The following is a 21043-nucleotide window of genomic DNA, read 5'->3' as shown; positions in this document are numbered from 1 at the left end:
CTCGCCTCCTAGTCACGGGCCTTCTCCACGAGCTCGTAGGCTTCGATGACGTCGCCCTCCTTGATGTCGGAGTACGTCAGCGTCAGACCGCATTCGTAACCCTCGCGCACCTCGGTGGCGTCGTCCTTCTCCCGCTTGAGCGACGAGATCGTGACGGTCTCGGCGACCACGGTGTTGTCGCGCAACAAGCGCGCCTTGGCGTTACGCCGCATGATGCCCGACTGGACGAGGCAGCCGGCGATGTTGCCGACCTTCGACGACCGGAAGATCGCCCGGATCTCGGCGCGGCCGAGCTCCTTCTCCTCGTAGACCGGCTTGAGCATGCCCTTGAGCGCGCTCTGGATCTCGTCGATCGCCTGGTAGATCACCGAGTAGTACCGGATGTCGACGCCCTCGCGGTTGGCCAGTTCCGTGGCCTTGCCCTCGGCGCGCACGTTGAACCCGATGATGATGGCGTTCGACGCCGACGCCAGGTTGACGTTGGTCTCGGTGACGCCACCGACACCGCGGTCGATGACGCGCAGCTCCACCTCGTCGTCGATCTCGATCCCGAGCAAGGCCTCCTCGAGCGCCTCCACGGTGCCCGAGTTGTCGCCCTTGAGGATCAGGTTCAGCTGGCTGGTTTCCTTCAGCGCTGCGTCCAGATCGTCGAGGCTGATCCGCTTGCGGCTGCGGGCAGCCAGCGCGTTGCGCTTGCGCGCACTGCGCCGGTCGGCGATCTGCCGGGCGATGCGGTCTTCGTCGACCACCAACAGGTTGTCGCCCGCGCCGGGCACCGAGGTGAAGCCGACGACCTGCACCGGCCGCGACGGCAGCGCCTCCGCGACATCCTCGCCGTGCTCGTCGACCATCCGTCGAACCCGGCCGTACGCGTCGCCGGCGACGATCGAGTCGCCGACCCGCAGGGTGCCGCGCTGGATCAGCACGGTGGCGACGGGTCCGCGGCCGCGGTCCAGGTGTGCCTCGATGGCCACACCCTGGGCCTCCATGTCCGGGTTGGCGCGCAGGTCCAGGGCCGCGTCGGCGGTCAGGATCACCGCTTCCAGCAGGGCGTCGATGTTGGTGCCCTGCTTGGCCGAGATGTCGACGAACATCGTGTCGCCACCGAAGTCCTCGGCCACCAGGCCGTACTCGGTGAGCTGGCCGCGGATCTTGGCCGGGTCGGCACCTTCCACGTCGATCTTGTTGACGGCGACGACGATCGGCACATCGGCTGCCTGCGCGTGGTTGATCGCCTCCACCGTCTGCGGCATGACGCCGTCGTCGGCGGCGACCACCAGGATCGCGATGTCGGTGGCCTTCGCACCGCGGGCACGCATGGCGGTGAACGCCTCGTGACCCGGGGTGTCGATGAAGGTGATCAGCCGCTCGCTGCCGTCCAGCTCGGTGAGCACCTGGTAGGCGCCGATGTGCTGGGTGATGCCGCCGGCCTCGCCCTCGCGGACGGTGGCGTCGCGGATCGTGTCCAGCAGCCGGGTCTTGCCGTGGTCGACGTGACCCATGACGGTGACCACCGGCGGGCGGAACTCGAGGTCCTCCTCGCCGCCCTCGTCCTCGCCGTAGGTGAGGTCGAAGGACTGCAGCAGTTCGCGGTCCTCGTCCTCTGGTGAGACGACCTGGACCTTGTAGTTCATCTCGTTGCCGAGCAACTCCAGGGTGTCGTCGCCCACCGACTGGGTGGCGGTGACCATCTCACCGAGGTTGAACAGCGCCTGAACCAGCGAGGCCGGGTTGGCGTCGATCTTCTCGGCGAAGTCCATCAGCGATGCGCCACGGGCCAGCCGGATGGTCTCACCATTGCCGTGTGGCAACCGCACGCCGCCGACGACCGGTGCCTGCATGTTCTCGTACTCGGCGCGTTTTGCCCGCTTCGACTTGCGGCCCCGCTTGGGGGCCCCGCCGGGACGACCGAACGCACCTGCGGCTCCGCCGCGCTGACCGGGACGACCGCCACCGCCGGGACGGCCGCGAAAACCGCCGCCTCCTGCGGGTGCGCCGCCGCCACCGCCGGGGCCGCCGCCGCGGTAGTTACCGCCGCCGCCACCACCGGGACGACCGCCGGGACCACCAGCTCCGGGTCCGCGGGCGCCGGGTCCGGGTCGTGGACCGCTGCCGGGTCGTGGGCCGCCGCCCGGGGTCGGCCGGGCACCTGCCGGCCGGGGCGGCATGTTGCCGGGGGTTGCTCCCGGACGCGGGCCGCCGCCGGGGCGCGGACCGCCGGGGCCGGCTCCTGGCCGAGGGGCCTGGGGTCGCGGTGCCGGCCGCTCGACCGGCTGTTGCGATGAGAACGGGTTGTTGCCGACGCGCGGGGTGCGCGGTGCGGGCTTGGGGGCTCCGCCGGGCACCGGACCGGGACGCGGGCCCGGGGTCGGCGCCGGACCGGGCGTCGGCGGGGCCGGCGACGCGGAGGCTGCGGGCGCAGCAGGTGTGGGCGGTGCCGGGGGCGCCTCGGGTGGCGCTGCGGGGGCCGGCGGCGCGGCGGGCTCCTGGGCGGCCGGCGGCGCAGCCGGTTTGGGTGCTGCCGGCTTGGGCGCAGCGGGCTTGACGGCGGAACCGTTGCCGTCGCTCTTGACCTTTTCGGCTGCGGGTTTCGAGCCGCCGAACGACTCACGCAGCCGGCGGGCGACGGGCGCCTCGACCGTCGACGACGCCGATTTGACGAATTCGCCCTGTTCGTTCAGTCGGGCGAGAACTTCCTTGCTGGTGACACCGAGTTCTTTAGCCAACTCGTGCACGCGGGCCTTACCTGCCACTACATCTCCTGTCTGGGAGGCGACAGCGGTGGTGGGCGCCGCGCCTCGGTTTAGCTATGACGCATGGTCATCGAGACTTCACGGTGTGCTCATGTTCTTCGCTACCTGTCCTGTTGCCGCCGTGGATCGAGTGCCCCCGAGTCCGGGAAACGCTCGGTCACCGCGGTGATGTCCGGTGTACCGGTGATCCGCAACGCTCGGCCGAACGCCCGCCGACGAACTGCCGCTTGAAGACACTCGGGGTCGGGATGCAGCCACGCACCACGCCCCGGGAGCGTTCCTGCTGCGTCAACGGTCACGGCACTGGCGTCATTCCCAGGGCCATCCCCGCCATCGACAGCAACAACTCGAAGCAATTCGACGGCCAGCTCTCGTTTTCGGCATCCGATGCAGGTCCGCACTGGTCCACCCGGAGGTTCGACGGTGTTTTTCTGCATCCGAGCCGATGTCTCGCGCTGGATCACAGCTGAGTCTACCGTCACCGCAGCACCGAAAAGAAAATCGGTACCGAAAGCCGGCGGGCGCGGCGCGTCAGCGCTCGCCCACGGCCCCGTGCGCAGCGCCCGGATTGGGCTGGGGCCGACCCGGCGGACGGGCGGCCGGGTCCACCGACGCGTCGTCGTCGCTGCGGATGTCGATGCGCCAACCGGTCAGCCTGGCCGCCAGGCGGGCGTTCTGCCCTTCCTTGCCGATCGCCAGTGACAGCTGGAAGTCCGGAACGATCACCCGGGCGGCGCGTGCAGCCTCGTCGATGACCGACACCGAGACGACCTTGGCCGGCGACAGGGCGTTGGCCACGAATCGGGCAGGGTCCTCGTCGAAGTCGATGATGTCGATCTTCTCGCCGGACAGCTCACTCATCACGTTGCGCACCCGCTGCCCCATCGGGCCGATGCAGGCGCCCTTGGCGTTGAGGCCCGGCATCCGGGACGTGACGGCGATCTTGGAGCGGTGGCCGGCCTCCCGGGCCACCGCGATGATCTCCACCGAACCGTCGGCGATCTCGGGGACCTCCAGCGAGAACAGCTTGCGTACCAGATTGGGATGGGTGCGCGACAAGGTGATGAGTGGTTCCCGGGCACCGCGGGACACCCCGACGACGTAGCAGCGCAACCGGTCCCCGTGCTCGTAGCGTTCGCCGGGAACCTGTTCGGCGGCGGGGATGACGCCTTCGGATCCCTTGGTCTCGCTGCCCATCCGGACGACCACCAGGCCGCGGGCGTTCGCCCGCGAGTCGCGCTGGATGACCCCGGCGACGATGTCGCCCTCGCGGGCCGCGAACTCGCCGTAGTTCTTCTCGTTCTCGGCGTCGCGGAGCCGCTGCAGGATCACCTGGCGTGCGGTGGTGGCCGCGATGCGGCCGAAACCCTCAGGGGTGTCATCCCATTCGTGCAGAAGGTTGCCGTCGGCGTCGGTCTCGCGGGCCATCACCTTGACGATGCCGGTCTTGCGGTCGATGTCGATCCGCGCGTCGGCCTGATGACCTTCGGTGTGCCGGTATGCGGTCAGCAGTGCCGACTTGATGGTGTCGACCACGACGTCGACGGTGATTCCCTTGTCGGCCTCGATGGCGTGCAGGGCCGCCATGTCGATGTTCACGTTGAGGCCTCCTTTCCGGATTGGCCCGCCAGTTCCAGCTCGTGCGGATTCGGCGGCGAGAACTCCACCTGGACAACAGCGTTGGTGATGGTGCCGAGAGCGATGTCGCGGACGACGAACTCCCCGCGGGCGCGTTCGCGCAACACGAGGTCGACGGTGGATCCGCGGACCGCGCCCAGCCGTCCCGTCAGCGTCGATCCGTCGGACAGCGTCAGTTCCACCTTGCGGCCGCGAGCCCGGCGGAAATGCTTCTCTGTGGTCAGCGGGCGCTCCACGCCCGGCGAGGTGACCTCGAGTACGTAGGGCGCGGTGTCCAGTTCGTCGAGCAACGCCGAGGCCGCCCGGGACAGTTCGGCCACCGCGTCCAGGTCCAGGCCGTCGTCACCGTCGGCGATCACCGTGATCCGGGGCGGACGCGCGGCGGTGTCGATCACCACGTCCTCGATGTCGAATCCGGTGCGCGCGAACTCCCCGTCGAGCAGTTCGATCACCTGTCGTTGCGACGGCAGTGCCGTAGACCGCTCCGCCACGGTGAGCTCCTCGTCTTGAGTTGTCCGGACACGGTTCGCAGGGGTTTCGTGTGAACACGGTCCCCGGACCCGACACTCCACGATACGCCAGCGTCCTCGACCCGAATGACGTAAATCGATGCGACACCGATGACGCCCCCAAGCCGCCGCCCCGGCAATGGCAGGATGTTGCTCGTGCCGAGCCGTCCGCCGATCGTCAGCCGACGACGCGTGCTGGCCGGTGCGGCGGCTCTGGCCCTGTTCGCGGCGACCACGACGACGTCGGTGGCCTGCGGCACCGCCCCACCCCCACCGGATCTGGACGAACTCACCACCGCGCTGGACCGCGCCCGGGCCGACAGCCGGCTGGCCACCGAGGTCGCCGCGACCGCGCGTGGCTCCGTCGCGGACGCGCTGACCGAGGTCGCCGCCGAGCGGGCGGCACACGCCGAAGCGCTCGGTGAGGAGATCGTCCGGATGACGGGCCACGCCCCGACCACGAGTGTCACCACCACGACGACGACGTCGGCGTCAGCGTCGTCCACCGTGCTGCCCGAGCCCACCGTCGAGGACGTGATCGGCGCGCTGCGGGTGTCGGCCGACAGTGCCGCACAGGCCGCCGCCGCGCTGTCCGGCTATCGCGCCGGGCTGCTCGCGTCGATCTGCGCTGCGTGCACGGCAGCTTTCAGCGTGGCGTTGACACCGATCGGCGGGGCACCGTGACCTCACCGACCTCACCGACCTCCGAGCCCGCACTGCCGACACGGCCGGACGATGCCGCCGAGGGCGCGCTGTTCGACGCGGTCGCCACCGAGCACGCCACCATCTACGGCTACGGGTTGGTGTCGGCGCACTCCACGTTCGACCGCAACTACCTGGTGGCCGATGCGATGGATGAGCATCGGACCAGGCGCGAGGCGGCCATCACGATCCTCGAGGAACGAGAGGTGGCTCCCCCGCTGCCGGCGGCCGGGTACTCGATGCCGATGGAGGTCGACACGCCCGCCGACGCCGCCAATCTCGCGGTGACGATGGAGCAGGACGCGGCCACCGCCTGGCGGGCCGTCGTGGAACAGGCGACCGATGAGACGGTGCGGGCCTTCGGCGTCACGGCGCTGACCGAGTGTGCGGTCACCGCGGCACGCTGGCGGCGCATCCGCGGCGACACCGCGACCACCGTTGCGTTCCCCGGCGGAACCGAGTAGCTCCCGCTATCCGCGGGGCGCCGTGACGGCGGCGACGATGTCGCCGACCGCCGCATCAACCGGGACCTCGCGTTTGTCACCGGTGAACCGGTCGCGCAACTCGACCACCCCGTCGGCCCAGCCGCGGCCCACCACCACGATCCACGGCACCCCGAGCAGTTCCGCGTCCTTGAACTTCACCCCAGGTGAGGACTTCCGGTCGTCGAGCAGCACCTCGAGGCCCCGGCCGTCGAGGTCGGCGGCGAGTTGGGTGGCCCCGGTGCGCGCGTCGGCGTCCTTGTTGGCGATGACCACGTGCACGTCGAACGGCGCGACCGACGAAGGCCAGCGCAGCCCGAGCTCGTCGTGGTGCTGTTCGGCGATCACCGCCGCCAACCGGGACACCCCGACGCCGTAGCTGCCCATCGTCAGGCGCACCGGCTTGCCGTCCTCACCGAGCACGTCGGCGGTGAACGCATCGGTGTACTTGCGACCGAGCTGGAACACGTGTCCGATCTCGATGCCCCGCGCCGCCACCAGGGTGCCCGCGCCGTCGGGTGAGGGGTCACCCTCGCGCACCTCGGCGGCCTCGATGGTGCCGTCGGGGGTGAAGTCGCGCCCGGCGACCAGCCCGACCACGTGGCGACCCGGCTTGTCGGCACCGGTGATCCAGGATGTCCCGTCGACGATCCGCGGGTCCACCAGGTAACGAACACCGTTGGCCAGCAGCCCCTTCGGGCCGATGTAACCCTTGACCAGAAACGGATACTTGGCGAAATCGGCGTCGTCGAGCATCGAGTACTCCGCCGGTTCCAGTGCGGCGCCGAGGCGCTTGTCGTCGACGTCGCGGTCACCGGGCACGCCGACGGCGAGCAGCTCCCATTCCCCGCCGGGCTGGCGCACCTTGAGGAGCACGTTCTTGAGCGTGTCCGCGGCCGTGACGTCGCGGCCGAGGCCCGCGCCGTTGGCCCACTCGACGAGCGTCGCGATCGTCGGCGTGTCACCGGTGTCGTACTCCACCGGCTCGGGCAGCCCGTCGAACGGGATGGAATCCGGCCTGGCGGTGATCACCGCTTCGACGTTGGCGGCGTAGCCGGATTCGGGACAGCGGACGTAGGTGTCCTCCCCCACGTCGCTTTCTGCCAGGAACTCCTCGGAGGCACTGCCGCCCATTGCGCCCGACACCGCCGACACGATCACGTAGCGCACCGCCAGGCGCTCGAAGATCCGCTGATAGGCGTCGCGATGGGCGTAATAGGCGTTCTCGAGCCCCTCGTCGTCGACGTCGAACGAGTACGAGTCCTTCATGATGAACTCGCGGCCGCGCAGGATTCCCGCGCGTGGCCGCGCTTCGTCGCGGTACTTCGTCTGGATCTGGTAGAGCCGCAGCGGGAAGTCCTTGTAGGACGAGTACTCGCCCTTGACGGTCAGCGTGAAGAACTCCTCGTGCGTGGGGCCGAGCATGTAGTCGTTGCCGCGGCGGTCCTTCAGCCGGAAGACACCGTCGCCGTACTCGGTCCACCGGTTCGACGTCTCGTACGGACCGCGCGGCAACAGCGCCGGGAACAGGATCTCCTGTCCGCCGATGGCGTTCATCTCGCTGCGGACGACGGATTCGATCTTGCGCAGCACCCGCAGCCCCAGCGGCAGCCAGCTGTACAGGCCGGGAGCGACCGGACGCACGTAGCCGGCCCTGATGAGCAACTTGTGGCTCGGCACCTCGGCGTCGGCGGGGTCGTCTCGCAGCGTGCGCAGGAACAGCTCGGACATGCGGGTGATCACAGCGGACAACCTTACTGATGCGGGTGAATCGGGCGCGCCGGCGCACCGTCACGGTCGCCCAGCGCGCCGAATCCGCAGCTAGAGCTCTCCGGCGTCGATCGCGTCCTTGACTTCCTGCGCGTGTGCCACCTGTTCGGCGGTGTACCCGATGAACAGCGCGGCCCCGCCGACGATCACCGCCACCGCAGCCACCCACAGCAAGCCGTAGGAGTAGCCCTGGTCCAGCGCGTGCAGCTGGGCGGCGGTCATGTCCTTCACCGGGCCGTTGGTGCCGCCCAGATACAGCGTGCGCGACGTGATGACGGCCTGGATGATCGCCAGTACGACCGGCCCGCCGAGGCTCTGCAGCATCAGCGCGATCGCCGACACCGGCCCGATCTGGTCGAACCCGACACCGGCGATGGCCGACACGGTCAGAGGCACCACGATCATGCCGATACCGAAGCCGCCGACCGTGATCGGGAGCACCAGGTTCGGGAAGTACGGGATGCCCGCGTCGAGCGTGGAGCCATACAGCATCGCGGCCAGCACCAGCACGCCGCCGGCGATCACCAGCAGCCGCGGCGGGAACTTCGACACCAGCGCAGACGACAGGCCCAAGCCGATGCCGAGCGCGATGACGAACGGGATGAAGCCGATGCCCGCCCGCAGTGCGCTGTAGCCCATGATGTCCTGCACGTACAGGCCGATCAGGACGGTCAACGTGAACATCACACCGCCGGCGAGGAAGATCGCGGCGAACGTGGCCACCCGGTTGCGGTCGTGGAACAACTCGAACGGCACCACCGGGTTCTCCGCTGTGCGTTCGACATAGAGGAATGCGGCCATACAGGCCAGCGCCGCGGCGCCGGAGCCGAGCGTCACCGCCGACAGCCAGCCCTGTTCAGGTCCCATCGAGAAGGCGAACACCGCGGCCGTGCAGCCCAGGGTGGCCAGCAGCGCGCCTGCGGCGTCGAGCTTGAGCCGCTCCTTGTTGGTCTCCCGCAGCGTCTTGCGGGCCAGGTAGATCACGAGCAGGCCGATGGGCACGTTGACCAGGAAGGCCAGCCGCCAGGACACCTCGGTCAAAGCCCCGCCGATCACCAGACCCATCACCGAGCCCACGCCCGTCATCGCGGCGAAGACCGCTGTGGCGGCATTACGCGCCGGCCCCTTCGGGAACGTCGTCGCGATCAGCGCAAGACCCGTGGGTGAGGCGATGGCGGCGCCGACGCCCTGCAACAGCCGGGCGACCACCAGGGTGGCCTCGTCCCAGGCGATGCCGCACAGGATCGAGGCGATGGTGAACAGCGCGACGCCGACGATGAAGGTGCGCTTGCGGCCGATGGTGTCACCGAGGCGGCCACCGAGCAGCATCAAGCCGCCGAACGTCAGCACGTAGGCGGTGATGACCCAGCTGCGGCCGGCGTCGGACAGGCTGAGTTCGTCCTGGATCTTCGGCAGCGCGACGATCGCGATCGTGCTGTCCATCGTGGCCAGCAGCTGCATACCGCCGATGGCGATGACCGCAGCGAAGAACCGGCGCGAGGGGAGCCAGGCGGGGGTCTTGCCGTACCGCGGCGGGGCGCCGTCACCGGTGCCGGATCCTGGGAGCGCGTCGGGCGCTGCTCGGTTATGGGCGCGTTTTGAAACCCGTCGCCCCTTCCCCTCGGCATCACGTCGCATGGCGGCACGCTCTGCGTCATTGAGAGCCGTCATAACGAGTTACCTTACAGTACTCTTAAGAATCCTTTAGCCAGCGAAGCCCGCGACGGACCCGATCACGATGATCGCGGGAGGCCGGATGCCTTCCGACCGGATCCGCTCCGGCGCGTCGGCGAGCGTGGCGCGCAGCGTTCGTTGCGCCGACGTGGTGCCGTGCTGCACCACCAGCACCGGCGTCTGCGCTGGTCGGCCGCCCGCAAGAAGCACGCTGGCGAACAGTTCGATCCGCTCGACGGCCATCAGCAGCACAATCGTGCCGCTCATCGCGGCCAGCGCATCCCAATTCACTAACGATTCGGGATGGTCGGGCGCGAGATGCCCACTGACCACCACGAACTCATGGGTGATGCCCCGGTGGGTCACGGGAACGCCGGCGAGCGCGGGAACCGCTATGGCACTGGTCACACCAGGAACGACGGTGACCGGGATGCCCGCCTCCGAGCACGCGATGACCTCTTCGTATCCGCGGGCGAACACGAACGGGTCACCGCCTTTGAGCCGGACGACGAACTTACCCGCCTTGGCCCGGTCGATGAGCACGTCGTTGATCGCGTCCTGCGCCATCGCCCGGCCGTAGGGGATCTTCGCGGCATCGATCACCTCCACCTCGGGCGCCAGCTCGGCCAGCAGTTCCTGCGGCGCGAGACGGTCGGCGACGACGACGTCGGCGTGCGCCAGCAGGCGCCGCCCCCGCACGGTGATCAGCTCCGCGTCTCCCGGACCGCCGCCCACCAGCGCCACGCTGCCGGGGACGGCGCCGGGCGCCGCCGAGGTGTCCGCCGCGATCAGTCCCTGCTGCAGCGCCTCGTGGATCGCCGAGCGGATGGCCGCCGAGCGCCGGTGCTCACCGCCGGCCAGCACGCCCACCGCCAGCCCCTCGTACTCGAAGGACGCGGGCGTGACCGCCGTGCCCTCGCGCGCCACGTCCGCACGCACGCAGAAGAGGTGCCGCCGCTCGGCTTCGGCGACGACCGCCGCGTTGACGACCGGATCGTCGGTGGCCGCGATGGCGTACCACGCGCCGTCAAGGTCGCCGTCACGAAACGGCCGCATCGTCAACGTGATCCCGTCGAGAGCCTCGACAGCCGGGGTGGCGGCGATGGTGATGACGTGCACGTCGGCGCCGCTGGAGACCAACAGGGGCAGGCGCCGCTGCGCCACCGTTCCCCCGCCCACCACGACGACCTTCTTGCCCGTCAGCCGCAGACCGACCAGGTAGGCGTTCTGGGAAGTCTCCTGGCTCTCCCCCTGGCCGTCGTCCGGGAGTTGCCCACGCGTGCTCACCACCCGGCGAGCCTAGATGTCGAGGCCGCGGCGACGAAGCGGGTGATCGCCTGCGGGTGGGCGGCGGGATGGGTGTGCAGGTAGCCGGCATGCACTCCGCCCTGGACCACGCCGTCCTCGACTGCTTTGCCCGCCCGGCCCCGGTAGCGCCACGCCGGATCGGGGTTGCCGGCGAAGCGCACGGTGGTCCGGTGGAATTCGTGGCCCACCACCCGGTCCCCGACGGCGTGCAGCGAGGAGTCGGCGACCGCGACCGCGTCGCGGTACCCGAGTGTCAGGGTCTGGGTGAACACCGCCGAGCCCGGCAGCACTGCGCACATCGGGTGCCCGTCGAGGTCGTCGACGAGATAGGTCAGCCCTGCGCATTCGGCGTGTACCGGGGCGCCGGCGGCGGCGAGCCTGTTGATCTGCCCGCGGACCAGATCGTTGGCCGACAACTCGGTGCCGAACTGCTCGGGGAATCCACCGGGAAGCACCAGCGCGGATGCGCCCGAGGGCAGGGGATCGTGCAGCGGGTCGAACTCCACGACGTGCGCCCCCGCCGCGCGCAGCAGTTCACCGTGTTCGGTGTAGCCGAAGGTGAATGCCTTGCCCGCCGCCAGCGCGACGATCACCGGTTCGTTCTCCGGCTCGGTCTGCGGCGGCGTCCACGGCTCGCCGGTGACCCTGCTGGCCGCGATGGCCGCCACCGCGTCCAGGTCGACGTGGCGGGCGACCAGCGAGGTCATCGCATCGACAGCGTCGCCGGCGCGGCGGCCGTGCTCGACGGCGGTGACCAGACCGAGGTGGCGCGACGGCACGGCCAGCTCGTCGGCGCGCGGGATCGACCCCAGCACCGTCACCCCGGCCTGTGCACACGCCTGGCGCAGCACCTGGTCGTGGCGCGCCGACCCGACGCGGTTGAGGATCACCCCGGCCAGGCGGACGGTGTGATCGAAGGTCGCAAAGCCGTGCAACAACGCCGCCACGCTGTGGCTCTGGCCGCGGGCGTCGACGACGAGCACCACCGGTGCGCCGAGCAACGAAGCGACGTGGGCGGTGGAGCCTCGCGCGACGCCGCCGGCGTCGGCGGCGTCACTGATGCGTCCGTCGAACAGGCCCATGACGCCCTCGACGACGGCGATGTCTGCGTCGTCGCTGCCGTGCCGGTAGAGCGGACCGATGAGCGGGTCACCGACGAGCACCGGGTCGAGGTTGCGTCCGGGCCGGCCGGCGGCCAGAGCGTGGTACCCCGGGTCGATGAAGTCCGGGCCGACCTTGAACGGCGCGACCCGGCGACCCGCCTGGCGCAGCGCCCCCATCAGCCCGGTGGCCACGGTCGTCTTCCCGCTGCCCGATGCCGGCGCCGCGATCACCACCGCCGGCGTGCTCACCACGCGTTCACCACTCGATGCCCTTCTGACCCTTGCGGCCGGCATCCATCGGGTGCTTCACCTTGGTCATCTCGGTGACCAGGTCCGCGGCGTCGAGCAGGGCCGGGGGCGCGTCGCGGCCGGTGATCACCACGTGTTGGATTCCCTGACGGGACCGCAGCACCTCGACCACCTCGTCGACGTCGACCCACCCCCACTTCAGTGGATAGGTGAACTCGTCGAGCACATAGAAGTCGTGGCGCTGCTCGCCCAGTCGGCGGGCGATCTCGGCCCACCCGTCGGCGGCTGCGGCGGCGTGGTCGTCCTCGGTGCCGGTCTTGCGGGACCAGGACCAGCCGGCGCCCATCTTGTGCCATTCGACCGGACCACCGACCCCGCGCTCGTCGTGGACGCGGCCCAGTTCGCGCAGCGCCGATTCCTCCCCGACCTTCCACTTCGCGCTCTTGACGAACTGGAATACCGCGATGTCGAAGCCCTGATTCCAGGCCCGCAGCGCCATGCCGAACGCGGCGGTGGACTTGCCCTTCCCCGGACCGGTGTGCACGGCGAGCAGTTGCGCGTTGCGCCGCGCCCGGGTGGTCAGACCGTCGCGGGGCACCGTCAGTGGCTGACCCTGAGGCATCCCGTCATCCCTTCTGATACTTCATGCCGCGCCCCTGTCGGCCTGCACCTTCACCAGCGCCGTCAGGTTGTCGGCCCGCAGCTGATCGAGCCGCACCGACGGGGCCTTCAGGTGCCGGGCCAGATCGACGGCCAAATCCAGTCGGATATAGGACGTCTCGCAGTCGACGACGACGGCAGCGGCACCTTCGGCGACCAGTCGCGCCGCCGCGATCCGGGCCCGGCCGACCGGGTCCGGTCCGCCCGTTGCCCGGCCGTCGGTGAGGACCACCACGAGGCTGCGGCGGGCACGGTCGCGGGCCCGCTCGCGCACCACCATGTCGCGGGCCGCCAGCAGGCCCTGCGCCAGCGGGGTCCGGCCCCCGGTGTCGAACCTGGCCAATCTGCGGCTGGCGATGTGCACCGACGACGTCGGCGGTAGCAACACCTGGGCGTCCTGTTGCCGGAAGGTGATCACCGCCACCTTGTCCCTACGCTGATAGGCGTCCCGGAGCAGGGACAGGGTGGCTCCGCCGACCGCCGACATGCGATCTCGGGCGGCCATCGAACCCGACGCGTCGACGACGAAGATCACCAGGTTGCCTTCGCGTCCTTCCCGCACCGCGCGCCGGACGTCCCCGGCCGCCGGGCGCAGTCGCCCGGGCGCCGCCTGGCGTCCCGCTGCCGCCAGTAGCGTGGCGAACACATGCAGTCCGTGCCCGGCGTCGGTGTCGTGCGCTGCCGACACCACGGTGCCGGTGCGGTTGCGGGCACGGGACCGCCGTCCGGGTGCGCCTTCGCCGACGCCGGGTACGACGAGGGCCTTGGTCCGGAAGGCTTCCGAGGGCGGAGCACTCGAATTGGGCACCGAGGGCGGAGCACTCGAATCAGGCACCGAGGGCGGAGCACTGGAGTTCGAGCTGTTCGACGACGTCGGACCCTGGGGTGAGGACTGCCCGTCGCCGTCGGGGAGCGCTTCCCCACCGCCAGGCGGGTCCGGCTCCGGATCAGGATCGGACGCGGGCGCATCGTCTGCGGACTCGCCCGCCTGTTCCATCGCGTCGTCCAAGCGGCCCGGATCCAGACCCGGATCATCAAACGGATCGCGTCGACGCCGGTGTGGCAGCGCGAGTTCGGCGGCCACCCGGATGTCCTGCGCGTCGACGGTGACATCCCCCGTCGCTTCGCTCGCCGCCGTGATCTCCCCCGTCGCTTCGCTCGCCGCCGTGCCATCCCCCGGCGCTTCGCTCGCCGCGGCCCGCCACGCGGCGTGCGCCACAGCCGTGCGCGCCACCACCAGATCAGCACGCATCCCGTCGACGTCGAAGGCCGCACACAGCGCGGCGATCCGGCGTAATTCGTTGTCAGGCAACACCACATGGGGCAGCAGTGCCCGGGCCTTTGCGATGCGCGCAGCAATCTCGGTATCGGCTGCGGCGTGCTGTTCGGCGAACCCCGACGGGTCGGCCTCATAGGCCAGCCGCGCTCGGATCACCTCGGCCCGCACGTCCACGTCACGCGAGGCCGCCACGTCCACGGTGAGCCCGAACCGGTCCAGGAGCTGCGGACGCAACTCCCCCTCCTCGGGGTTCATCGTGCCGATCAGCACGAAGCGCGCCTCGTGGCTGTGCGAGACGCCGTCGCGTTCGATGTGCACCCGTCCCATCGCGGCGGCATCGAGCAGGACGTCGACCAGATGGTCGTGCAAAAGGTTGACCTCGTCGACGTACAGCACGCCGCCGTGAGCGCGCGCCAGCAGGCCCGGCGAGAACGCGTGTTCGCCGTCCCTCAACACCTTCTGCAGGTCCAGCGATCCCACGACACGGTCCTCGGTGGCACCGATCGGCAACTCGACGAGTTGGCCGCCGAAATCGCCGGACGCCTCGAACGCCTCGGTGAGCACCTGCGCCAGACCTCGCACGGCGGTCGACTTCGCAGTGCCCTTCTCGCCGCGGATCAGCACTCCCCCGATGTCGGGCCGCACCGCGCACAACACCAGCGCCAGCCGCAGACGGTCGTGGCCCACGACCGCACTGAACGGGTAGATCGCCTCTGTCTGTGGGGAACTGGTCATGGCTTCACCATCGCCACATGCGGGATCCCGTCGTCGAGGAACTCCTCACCCTCGCGCACGAACCCGTGCCTGCCGTACATCTCCTCGAGGTAGGTTTGCGCGTTGATGTGACACGGGTGGTCACCCACCTCCGCCAGCGCGGCCTGCAACAGCCGGGCGGTGTGGCCGTGGCCGCGGTCGGCGCGTTTGGTGCAGACCCGCCCGATCCGGAACGCCTTGTGGCCGCCGGGATGCTCCTCCATCAGCCGCAACGTCGAGATCACTACTCCTTCAGGACTTTCCAGCCAGAAATGCCGCGTCTCGGCCAGCAGATCACGGCCGTCCAACTCGGGGTACGGGGTGGCCTGCTCGACGACGAACACTTCAACGCGCAGCTTGAGCAATTCATACAGCGTTGCGGCATCCAGATCCTTGGCCCAGCTGCGCCGCAGCGCCACCGTCATTCGGCGGTCACCGTCATGCGGTCGCTGCGGTCGGGGAATGCTCGGTGCCCGCGCTGGCCCCGTCGCCTGCGACGGCCGGAACGGCACTGGCCGGCTTGTCCAGCTTGAGCACCTTGGTGCCGTGCGCCCACACCTCCTCGAACAGCGCAGGCTCGCCGGACAGTTCGGTACCGAGCGACGGGACCATCTCCTTGAGCTTGGGCAGCCAGCTCTGGTAGCGGTCGCCGAAGCAACGCTGCATCACGTCGAACATCGCGGGCACCGCGGTCGACGCGCCCGGCGACGCGCCGAGCAACCCGGCGATGCTGCCGTCGGCGGCCGTGAGCACCGTGGTGCCGAACTCGAGCACACCACCCTTGCCCTTCGCTTTCCGGATCACCTGGACGCGCTGTCCGGCGATGTCGAGCTCCCAGTCGGAATCCTTTGCGCTGGGCGCGAAGTCACGCAGATTCTCCACCCGGGCCGATTCGCTGAGCAGCAGCTGGCCGATCAGGTACTTCAACAGCCCCATCTCGGTGAGCCCGACACCCAGCATCGAGACCAGGTTGTCCGGCTTGACCGAGAGCGGCAGGTCGGTGACCTTGCCCTGCTTGAGGAACTTCGGCGACCAGCCGGCGAACGGACCGAACAGCAGCCAGGATTTGTCGCTGATCACCCGGGTGTCGAGGTGCGGGACCGACATCGGCGGGGCGCCCAGCGGGGGCAGACCGTACACCTTGGCCTGATGCTTGGCCGTCAGCTCAGGATTGCCGGTACGAAGCCACTGCCCACCGACCGGGAAGCCGCCGAAGCCCTTGGCCTCCTTGATGCCGGCCTTCTGCAGCAGCGGCAGCGCGTTGCCGCCCGCGCCGACGAAGACGAACTTGGCGTTGAACTGCCGTGTCGCACCGGTGCGCCGGTTGACCACCTTGGCCGTCCACGAACCATCGGAGTTCTGGCTCAGGTTGCGGACCTCGTGGCCGAACAGCGTGTCCATCCCCTGCTGGGCGCCGAAGCCGATCAGCTGTCGCGACAGCGAACCGAAGTCCACATCGGTACCGTCCTGCGTCCAGTTCAGCGCGACAGGCTCGGAGAAGTCGCGCTTCTCGGCCATCAACGGCAGCCGCCGGGTGAACTCGTCGCGGTCGTTGATGAACTCCATCGAGGCGAACAGCGGGTTGCCGACGAGCGCCTCGTAGCGCCGCCTGAGGTAATCGACGTTGTCCTCGCCCGAGACGAAGCTGACGTGCGGAATCGGGTTGAGGAAGCTGCGTACGTCCGGCAGCACGCCGTTCTCGACGGCGTAGGACCAGAACTGCCGGGACACCTGGAACTGCTCGTTGACGTGGACGGCCTTGGTGATGTCGATCGACCCGTCGGGCCGGGCCGGGGTGTAGTTCAACTCACACAAGGCCGAGTGGCCCGTGCCGGCGTTGTTCCACGGATCGCTGCTCTCTGCGGCCGCGCCGTCGAGGCGTTCCACCAACGTCATCGACCAGTTCGGCTCCACCAAACGCAGCAGCGCGCTGAGCGTGGCGCTCATGATGCCCGCTCCTACCAGCAGGACGTCGGTCTTCTGTGGTTCAGACACTGTCTTGTCGGTCCTTCGTGGTCGTGGCCCGTCCCCTCACGGCTTACCAGGGTTCAGGTTATCCCGACACGGATGCCGCCAGCGGGGCGACCACTGCCCGCACTGCTCTCGGGCGGTCGGTTTCGACATAAGGTGGCTGTCGTGTCTGGATGGGAGCCCGACGTGCTGGCCGGATACTGGCAGCGGACTTTCGCCCTCGGCCCCGATCCGGACGGGGAAGGCGAACTGGAAGCGACGCTGGTGCGGCGTGGGGAGCCGAATCCCTCGGCGGCGCGGGCGGTGCTGATGGTGCACGGGTTCACCGACTACTTCTTCAACACCGAGCTGGCCGATCATTTCGCGTCCCACGGCTTTGCGTCCTATGCGCTCGACCTGCACAAATGCGGGCGATCCCACCGGGAGGGCCAGACTCCGCACTTCACCACGAACCTGGCCCGCTATGACGCCGAACTGGAGCAGGCGCTGGACACCATCGCTGCGGAGTCTGACGCTCCGGTGCTGGTCTACGGACACTCGGCGGGCGGTCTGGTGGTGTCGCTGTGGCTGGATCGTCGCCGTGCGGCCGCGGCACCGGCAAAAGGCGTGTCGGGGCTGATCCTCAACAGCCCCTGGCTGGATCTGCAGGGGCACCCGGTCCTTCGGACAGCGCCCACCTCGGCGGCGCTGCTGGCCCTGGGGCGACTGCGCAAGCGGGCAGTGGTCCGTCGGCCCACCGAGGGTGGCTACGGCACCACGCTGCACCGCGACTACGACGGTGACTTCGACTACAACCTGAGCTGGAAACCGGTTGGTGGTTTTCCGGTCACCGTGGGCTGGATCCACGCGATCAGACGCGGGCAGGCCAGGCTGCACCGCGGTCTGGACGTCGGCGTGCCGAACCTGATCCTGCGTTCGGATCGCAGTGTGCGGGAAGTCAGCGACCCGGCCGCGATCCAGCGTGGTGACGCTGTTCTCGATGTCGCGCAGATCGCCCGGTGGGCGGGCTGCATCGGCCACCGCACCTCGATCGTGCCGATCGTCGACGCCAAGCACGACGTATTCCTGTCGGTGCCCGAGTCCAGGCACCTGGCCTACGCCGAGCTGGACCGCTGGCTGCACTGGTACCTGACCGACCACCGCGCCGAGAATCCGGCGCCACCAACACCATTCGAGGAGACCTGACGGGCATGGCTGACTTCGATATCGCAATCATCGGCACCGGTTCGGGTAACTCGATCCTCGACGAGCGCTACCTCGACAAGCGGGTGGCCATCTGCGAGAAGGGCGTCTTCGGCGGCACCTGCCTCAACGTCGGGTGCCTGCCGACCAAGATGTTCGTCTACACCGCGGGCGTGGCGCACCAAGCGCGTGAATCGAGCCGTTTCGGTGTCGACGCACATGTGGACAGCGTCCGCTGGCCAGACATCGTCTCGAGGGTGTTCGGCCGCATCGACCCCCTGGCCAGCGGGGGTGAACAGTACCGGCGCTCCTCACCGAACGTGGAGGTGTTCGCCAGCCACACCCGCTTCGCCGCGCCGACCCCCGGGGGCGGTTATCGGTTGCGCACCGACGACGGCGACGAGTTCAGCGCGGATCAGGTGGTGATCGCCGCGGGCGCGCGGGCGACGGTGCCGCCGGCCATCGCCGACTGCGGCGTCGAATATCACACCAGCGACACCATCATGCGGATCTCGGACCTGCCCGAGCACCTCGTCATCGTGGGCGGTGGTTTTGTGGCCGCCGAGTTCGCCCACATCTTCTCGTCGCTGGGGACCAAGGTGACGATCGTGCTGCGCGGTACCACGATGCTGAGCCACTGCGACGACACCGTGTGCGAGCGGTTCACCGACATCGCGAGCAGAAAGTGGGAGATCCGCAGTCGCCGCAACATCGTGCACGGCACTTCTGACGACACCGGGGTCACCCTGACCCTCGATGACGGTTCGACGCTGCACGCTGACACGCTGCTGGTGGCCACCGGCCGGGTCCCCAACGGTGATCAACTCGAAGCGCACCACGCCGGTGTCAAAGTGGAGGACGGGCTGGTCGTGGTCGACGAATTCCAGCGCACCACCGCGCGAAACGTCTTCGCTCTCGGTGATGTCAGCTCGCCCTATCAGCTCAAGCACGTCGCCAATCACGAAGCTCGGGTGGTCAAGCAGAACTTGCTGCAGGACTGGGACGACACCGACAATCTGATGCGGGCCACACACCAGAACGTCCCCTCGGCGGTGTTCACCGAGCCACAGATCGCCTGCGTCGGGCTGACCGAGAACGAGGCACGCGCGGCGGGCTACCGCATCCTGTCCAAGGTGCAGGACTACAGCGACGTCGGCTACGGCTGGGCGATGGAGGACGCCACCGGGTTCGCCAAGCTGATCGTCGACGACGACTCCGGACTGCTGCTCGGCGCGCACATCATGGGGCACCAGGCGTCGTCGATCATCCAGCCGATCATCCAGGCGATGGCTTTCGACCTGCCGGCGCAGGACATGGCGCGCGGCCAGTACTGGATTCATCCTGCGCTGCCCGAAGTGGTCGAGAACGCCCTGCTGGCGCTGTGTGGGGAGCCTCCCTGGCCCCCACCACGGCGTCACTGACTGCCCGTCGCCGGAACGGTATTCCAGCAGGGCCCTTCTCGCGATTTCCCGCCTGGAATACAGTTCCGGCGGAAAGCAATTCAGTGACGGACCGTGAAGCCCCACGGCAGCTCGAGACGGTGTGCGGCCAGCAACGTCTCGTCGGCCAGGATCTCGTTGATGGCGCCGTCGGCGACCACCACCCCGTGGTCCACCACGACCGCACGGTTGCACAGCTGAGCCGCGTAGGGCAGGTCGTGGGTGACGATCAGCATCGTGGACTCCAGCGCCGAAAGAGTCTCGGCCAGTTCACGTCTGGCCACCGGATCGAGGTTGGCCGACGGTTCGTCGAGGACCAGGATCTGCGGATCGCACGCCAGCACCGTCGCCAGTGCGGCACGGCGGCGCTGTCCCGCCGACAGGTGGGTGGGGTTGCGATCGGCCTCCTCGGTCAGGGACACGGTGGCCAGTGCCCGTGCCACGCGGTCGGCGAGTTGCCGGCCCCGCAGACCGAAGTTGGCAGGGCCGAACGCGACGTCCTGGGCGACGGTCGGCATGAACAGCTGATCGTCGGGGTCCTGGAACACCAGGCCGACGCGCTGGCGGATGTCGTGCAGGTTCTTGCGGTTCACCGGGGTTCCGCCGATGCGCACCGACCCCGAGGAGGCGGTGAGCACCCCGTTGAGGTGAAGCATCAGCGTGGTCTTACCTGCACCGTTGGGCCCGAGCACCGCGACGCGTTCACCCGCCGCCACGGTGAGGTCGACACCGTCGAGGGCCACATGACCGTCCGGGTAGACGTGGCGCAGGGCATCGACCTGTACCGCGGCCGGCGTCATCGGAGCACCCATGCCGCCACCGACACCGTCACCGCGGCGGCGGCCGGGATCATCGTGGACACCCACTGGCCCGGTACCGCCCGGGGCGGCGCACCGATCACCGCGAGGTCCGGAACTCCACCGTCGAAGCCTCGCGACAGCATCGAGTGATACACCCGTTCTCCCCGCTCGTAGGATCGCAGGAACAGCGCGCCGATACCGGTGGCGATGGCACGCGCCTGGTGCAGGGCACGCGGTGAGTCTCCCCGCGAGATCCGGGCCATCCGCATCCGGCTCGCCTCGGCGGCGAGCAGGTCGATGTAGCGGATCATCAGCACCAGCACCGAGGTGACCATCGCGGGCACGCCGAGTCGGCTAAGCGCTGCGGGCAACTCGGCCGCGGCCGTGGTGGCGGCCAGCGTCAGCGCAGCAGCCACACCCAGGGTGCCCTTGACGACGATGCCCCATGCCGCGTACAGCCCGGTCACCGACAGTTGCATTCCCGCCACCTCGACCCGCTCGCCGCCCTCGGCGAACGGCAGCAGCAGCGCCAGCACCAGAAACGGCGCCTCGATCAGCATCCGGGGCAGGATCCAACGCAGTGGGATCCGGGCCAGCTGCCACACGGCGACCACGATCAGCGCAAACACCGCGTACGGCCAGAACATCTCCCGAGGAGTCGCGACAACCGCCAGCACGAAAACCAGCAGGCAGACGATCTTGACCTCGGCCGGCGCCCGGTGCACCGCCGAGGTGCCGTGCCGGTACAGCGGGTGGGCTCCGGCGCCCACG

Annotated in this window: 18 protein-coding genes; 4 read left to right on the top strand and 14 right to left on the bottom strand. The window is 69.3% G+C overall.

The window, feature by feature from the left end; genetic code table 11:
- Positions 1 to 8: 8 nt before the first annotated feature.
- The 4 genes from infB to rimP all read right to left on the bottom strand — a co-directional run bounded on the left by infB (position 9) and on the right by rimP (position 4882).
- On the bottom strand, positions 9 to 2753 hold the full coding sequence (gene infB, locus G6N53_RS15165) for a translation initiation factor IF-2 (RefSeq protein ID WP_163889647.1): 2745 nt from the start codon (positions 2751 to 2753) through the stop codon (positions 9 to 11).
- 101 nt (positions 2754 to 2854) lie between these two features.
- The gene (locus G6N53_RS15160) at positions 2855 to 3190 is read right to left on the bottom strand and encodes a YlxR family protein (RefSeq protein ID WP_237166747.1); all 336 of its coding nucleotides are present in this window, start codon (positions 3188 to 3190) and stop codon (positions 2855 to 2857) included.
- Positions 3191 to 3284: 94 nt separating this feature from the next.
- Entirely contained in the window at positions 3285 to 4352 is a 1068-nt protein-coding gene (gene nusA, locus G6N53_RS15155; protein WP_163889645.1) for a transcription termination factor NusA, read from the bottom strand.
- Positions 4349 to 4882 (bottom strand): ribosome maturation factor RimP, encoded by a 534-nt coding sequence (gene rimP, locus G6N53_RS15150; protein WP_163889643.1) that lies wholly within the window; start codon positions 4880 to 4882, stop codon positions 4349 to 4351. The genes nusA and rimP overlap by 4 nt, the downstream gene beginning before the upstream one ends.
- 165 nt (positions 4883 to 5047) lie before the next feature.
- Between rimP and G6N53_RS15145 the strand changes: the two genes are divergently transcribed.
- Together G6N53_RS15145 and G6N53_RS15140 are read left to right on the top strand one after the other, a co-directional pair.
- Positions 5048 to 5584: a hypothetical protein gene (locus G6N53_RS15145; RefSeq protein ID WP_205390561.1), complete on the top strand. Its 537-nt coding sequence runs from the start codon at positions 5048 to 5050 to the stop codon at positions 5582 to 5584.
- Complete coding sequence (locus G6N53_RS15140) at positions 5581 to 6066, top strand: ferritin-like domain-containing protein (protein WP_163889639.1); 486 nt, start codon at positions 5581 to 5583, stop codon at positions 6064 to 6066. Before G6N53_RS15145 ends, G6N53_RS15140 begins: the two co-directional genes overlap by 4 nt.
- Before the next feature lie 6 nt (positions 6067 to 6072).
- On the opposite strand, the gene G6N53_RS15135 is transcribed toward G6N53_RS15140, so the two are convergent.
- The 8 genes from G6N53_RS15135 to mqo form a co-directional block, all read right to left on the bottom strand.
- Entirely contained in the window at positions 6073 to 7827 is a 1755-nt protein-coding gene (locus G6N53_RS15135) for a proline--tRNA ligase (RefSeq protein WP_163889637.1), read from the bottom strand.
- A 78-nt stretch (positions 7828 to 7905) separates the two neighbouring features.
- Positions 7906 to 9525: an MFS transporter gene (locus G6N53_RS15130; RefSeq protein WP_163889635.1), complete on the bottom strand. Its 1620-nt coding sequence runs from the start codon at positions 9523 to 9525 to the stop codon at positions 7906 to 7908.
- A gap of 33 nt (positions 9526 to 9558) precedes the next feature.
- Complete coding sequence (gene cobA / locus G6N53_RS15125; protein ID WP_371870827.1) at positions 9559 to 10818, bottom strand: uroporphyrinogen-III C-methyltransferase; 1260 nt, start codon at positions 10816 to 10818, stop codon at positions 9559 to 9561.
- Complete coding sequence (locus tag G6N53_RS15120) at positions 10812 to 12188, bottom strand: cobyrinic acid a,c-diamide synthase CobB (RefSeq protein ID WP_163895916.1); 1377 nt, start codon at positions 12186 to 12188, stop codon at positions 10812 to 10814. Before G6N53_RS15120 ends, cobA begins: the two co-directional genes overlap by 7 nt.
- A gap of 7 nt (positions 12189 to 12195) precedes the next feature.
- Entirely contained in the window at positions 12196 to 12810 is a 615-nt protein-coding gene (cobO, locus tag G6N53_RS15115; RefSeq protein ID WP_163889633.1) for a cob(I)yrinic acid a,c-diamide adenosyltransferase, read from the bottom strand.
- 21 nt (positions 12811 to 12831) lie between these two features.
- Positions 12832 to 14862, bottom strand: coding sequence for a VWA domain-containing protein (locus G6N53_RS15110; RefSeq protein WP_163889631.1), 2031 nt, complete (start codon positions 14860 to 14862; stop codon positions 12832 to 12834).
- Positions 14859 to 15305, bottom strand: a complete 447-nt coding sequence (locus tag G6N53_RS15105) for a GNAT family N-acetyltransferase (protein ID WP_163889628.1) — start codon at positions 15303 to 15305, stop codon at positions 14859 to 14861. The genes G6N53_RS15110 and G6N53_RS15105 overlap by 4 nt, the downstream gene beginning before the upstream one ends.
- Positions 15306 to 15318: 13 nt before the next feature.
- The gene (gene mqo / locus G6N53_RS15100; protein WP_163889626.1) at positions 15319 to 16875 is read right to left on the bottom strand and encodes a malate dehydrogenase (quinone); all 1557 of its coding nucleotides are present in this window, start codon (positions 16873 to 16875) and stop codon (positions 15319 to 15321) included.
- Between the two features lie 141 nt (positions 16876 to 17016).
- Between mqo and G6N53_RS15095 the strand changes: the two genes are divergently transcribed.
- Together G6N53_RS15095 and mtr are read left to right on the top strand one after the other, a co-directional pair.
- A complete protein-coding gene (locus tag G6N53_RS15095; protein ID WP_163889624.1) occupies positions 17017 to 18036 on the top strand; it encodes an alpha/beta hydrolase in 1020 nt (339 codons plus the stop codon).
- A 5-nt stretch (positions 18037 to 18041) separates the two neighbouring features.
- Positions 18042 to 19454 (top strand): mycothione reductase, encoded by a 1413-nt coding sequence (mtr, locus tag G6N53_RS15090; RefSeq protein ID WP_163889622.1) that lies wholly within the window; start codon positions 18042 to 18044, stop codon positions 19452 to 19454.
- A gap of 80 nt (positions 19455 to 19534) precedes the next feature.
- Here mtr and G6N53_RS15085 read toward each other — a convergent pair whose 3' ends face one another.
- Both G6N53_RS15085 and cbiQ read right to left on the bottom strand, forming a co-directional pair.
- Complete coding sequence (locus G6N53_RS15085) at positions 19535 to 20272, bottom strand: energy-coupling factor ABC transporter ATP-binding protein (protein ID WP_163895914.1); 738 nt, start codon at positions 20270 to 20272, stop codon at positions 19535 to 19537.
- Entirely contained in the window at positions 20269 to 21042 is a 774-nt protein-coding gene (gene cbiQ / locus G6N53_RS15080; RefSeq protein ID WP_163889620.1) for a cobalt ECF transporter T component CbiQ, read from the bottom strand. Before cbiQ ends, G6N53_RS15085 begins: the two co-directional genes overlap by 4 nt.
- Position 21043: the final 1 nt, after the last annotated feature.

The sequence above is a fragment of the Mycolicibacterium hippocampi genome (assembly GCF_010723735.1).
GTDB lineage: Bacteria > Actinomycetota > Actinomycetes > Mycobacteriales > Mycobacteriaceae > Mycobacterium > Mycobacterium hippocampi.
The sequence above is the reverse complement of the archived record's forward strand: the minus strand, read 5'-3'. Positions and strand labels throughout refer to the sequence as shown.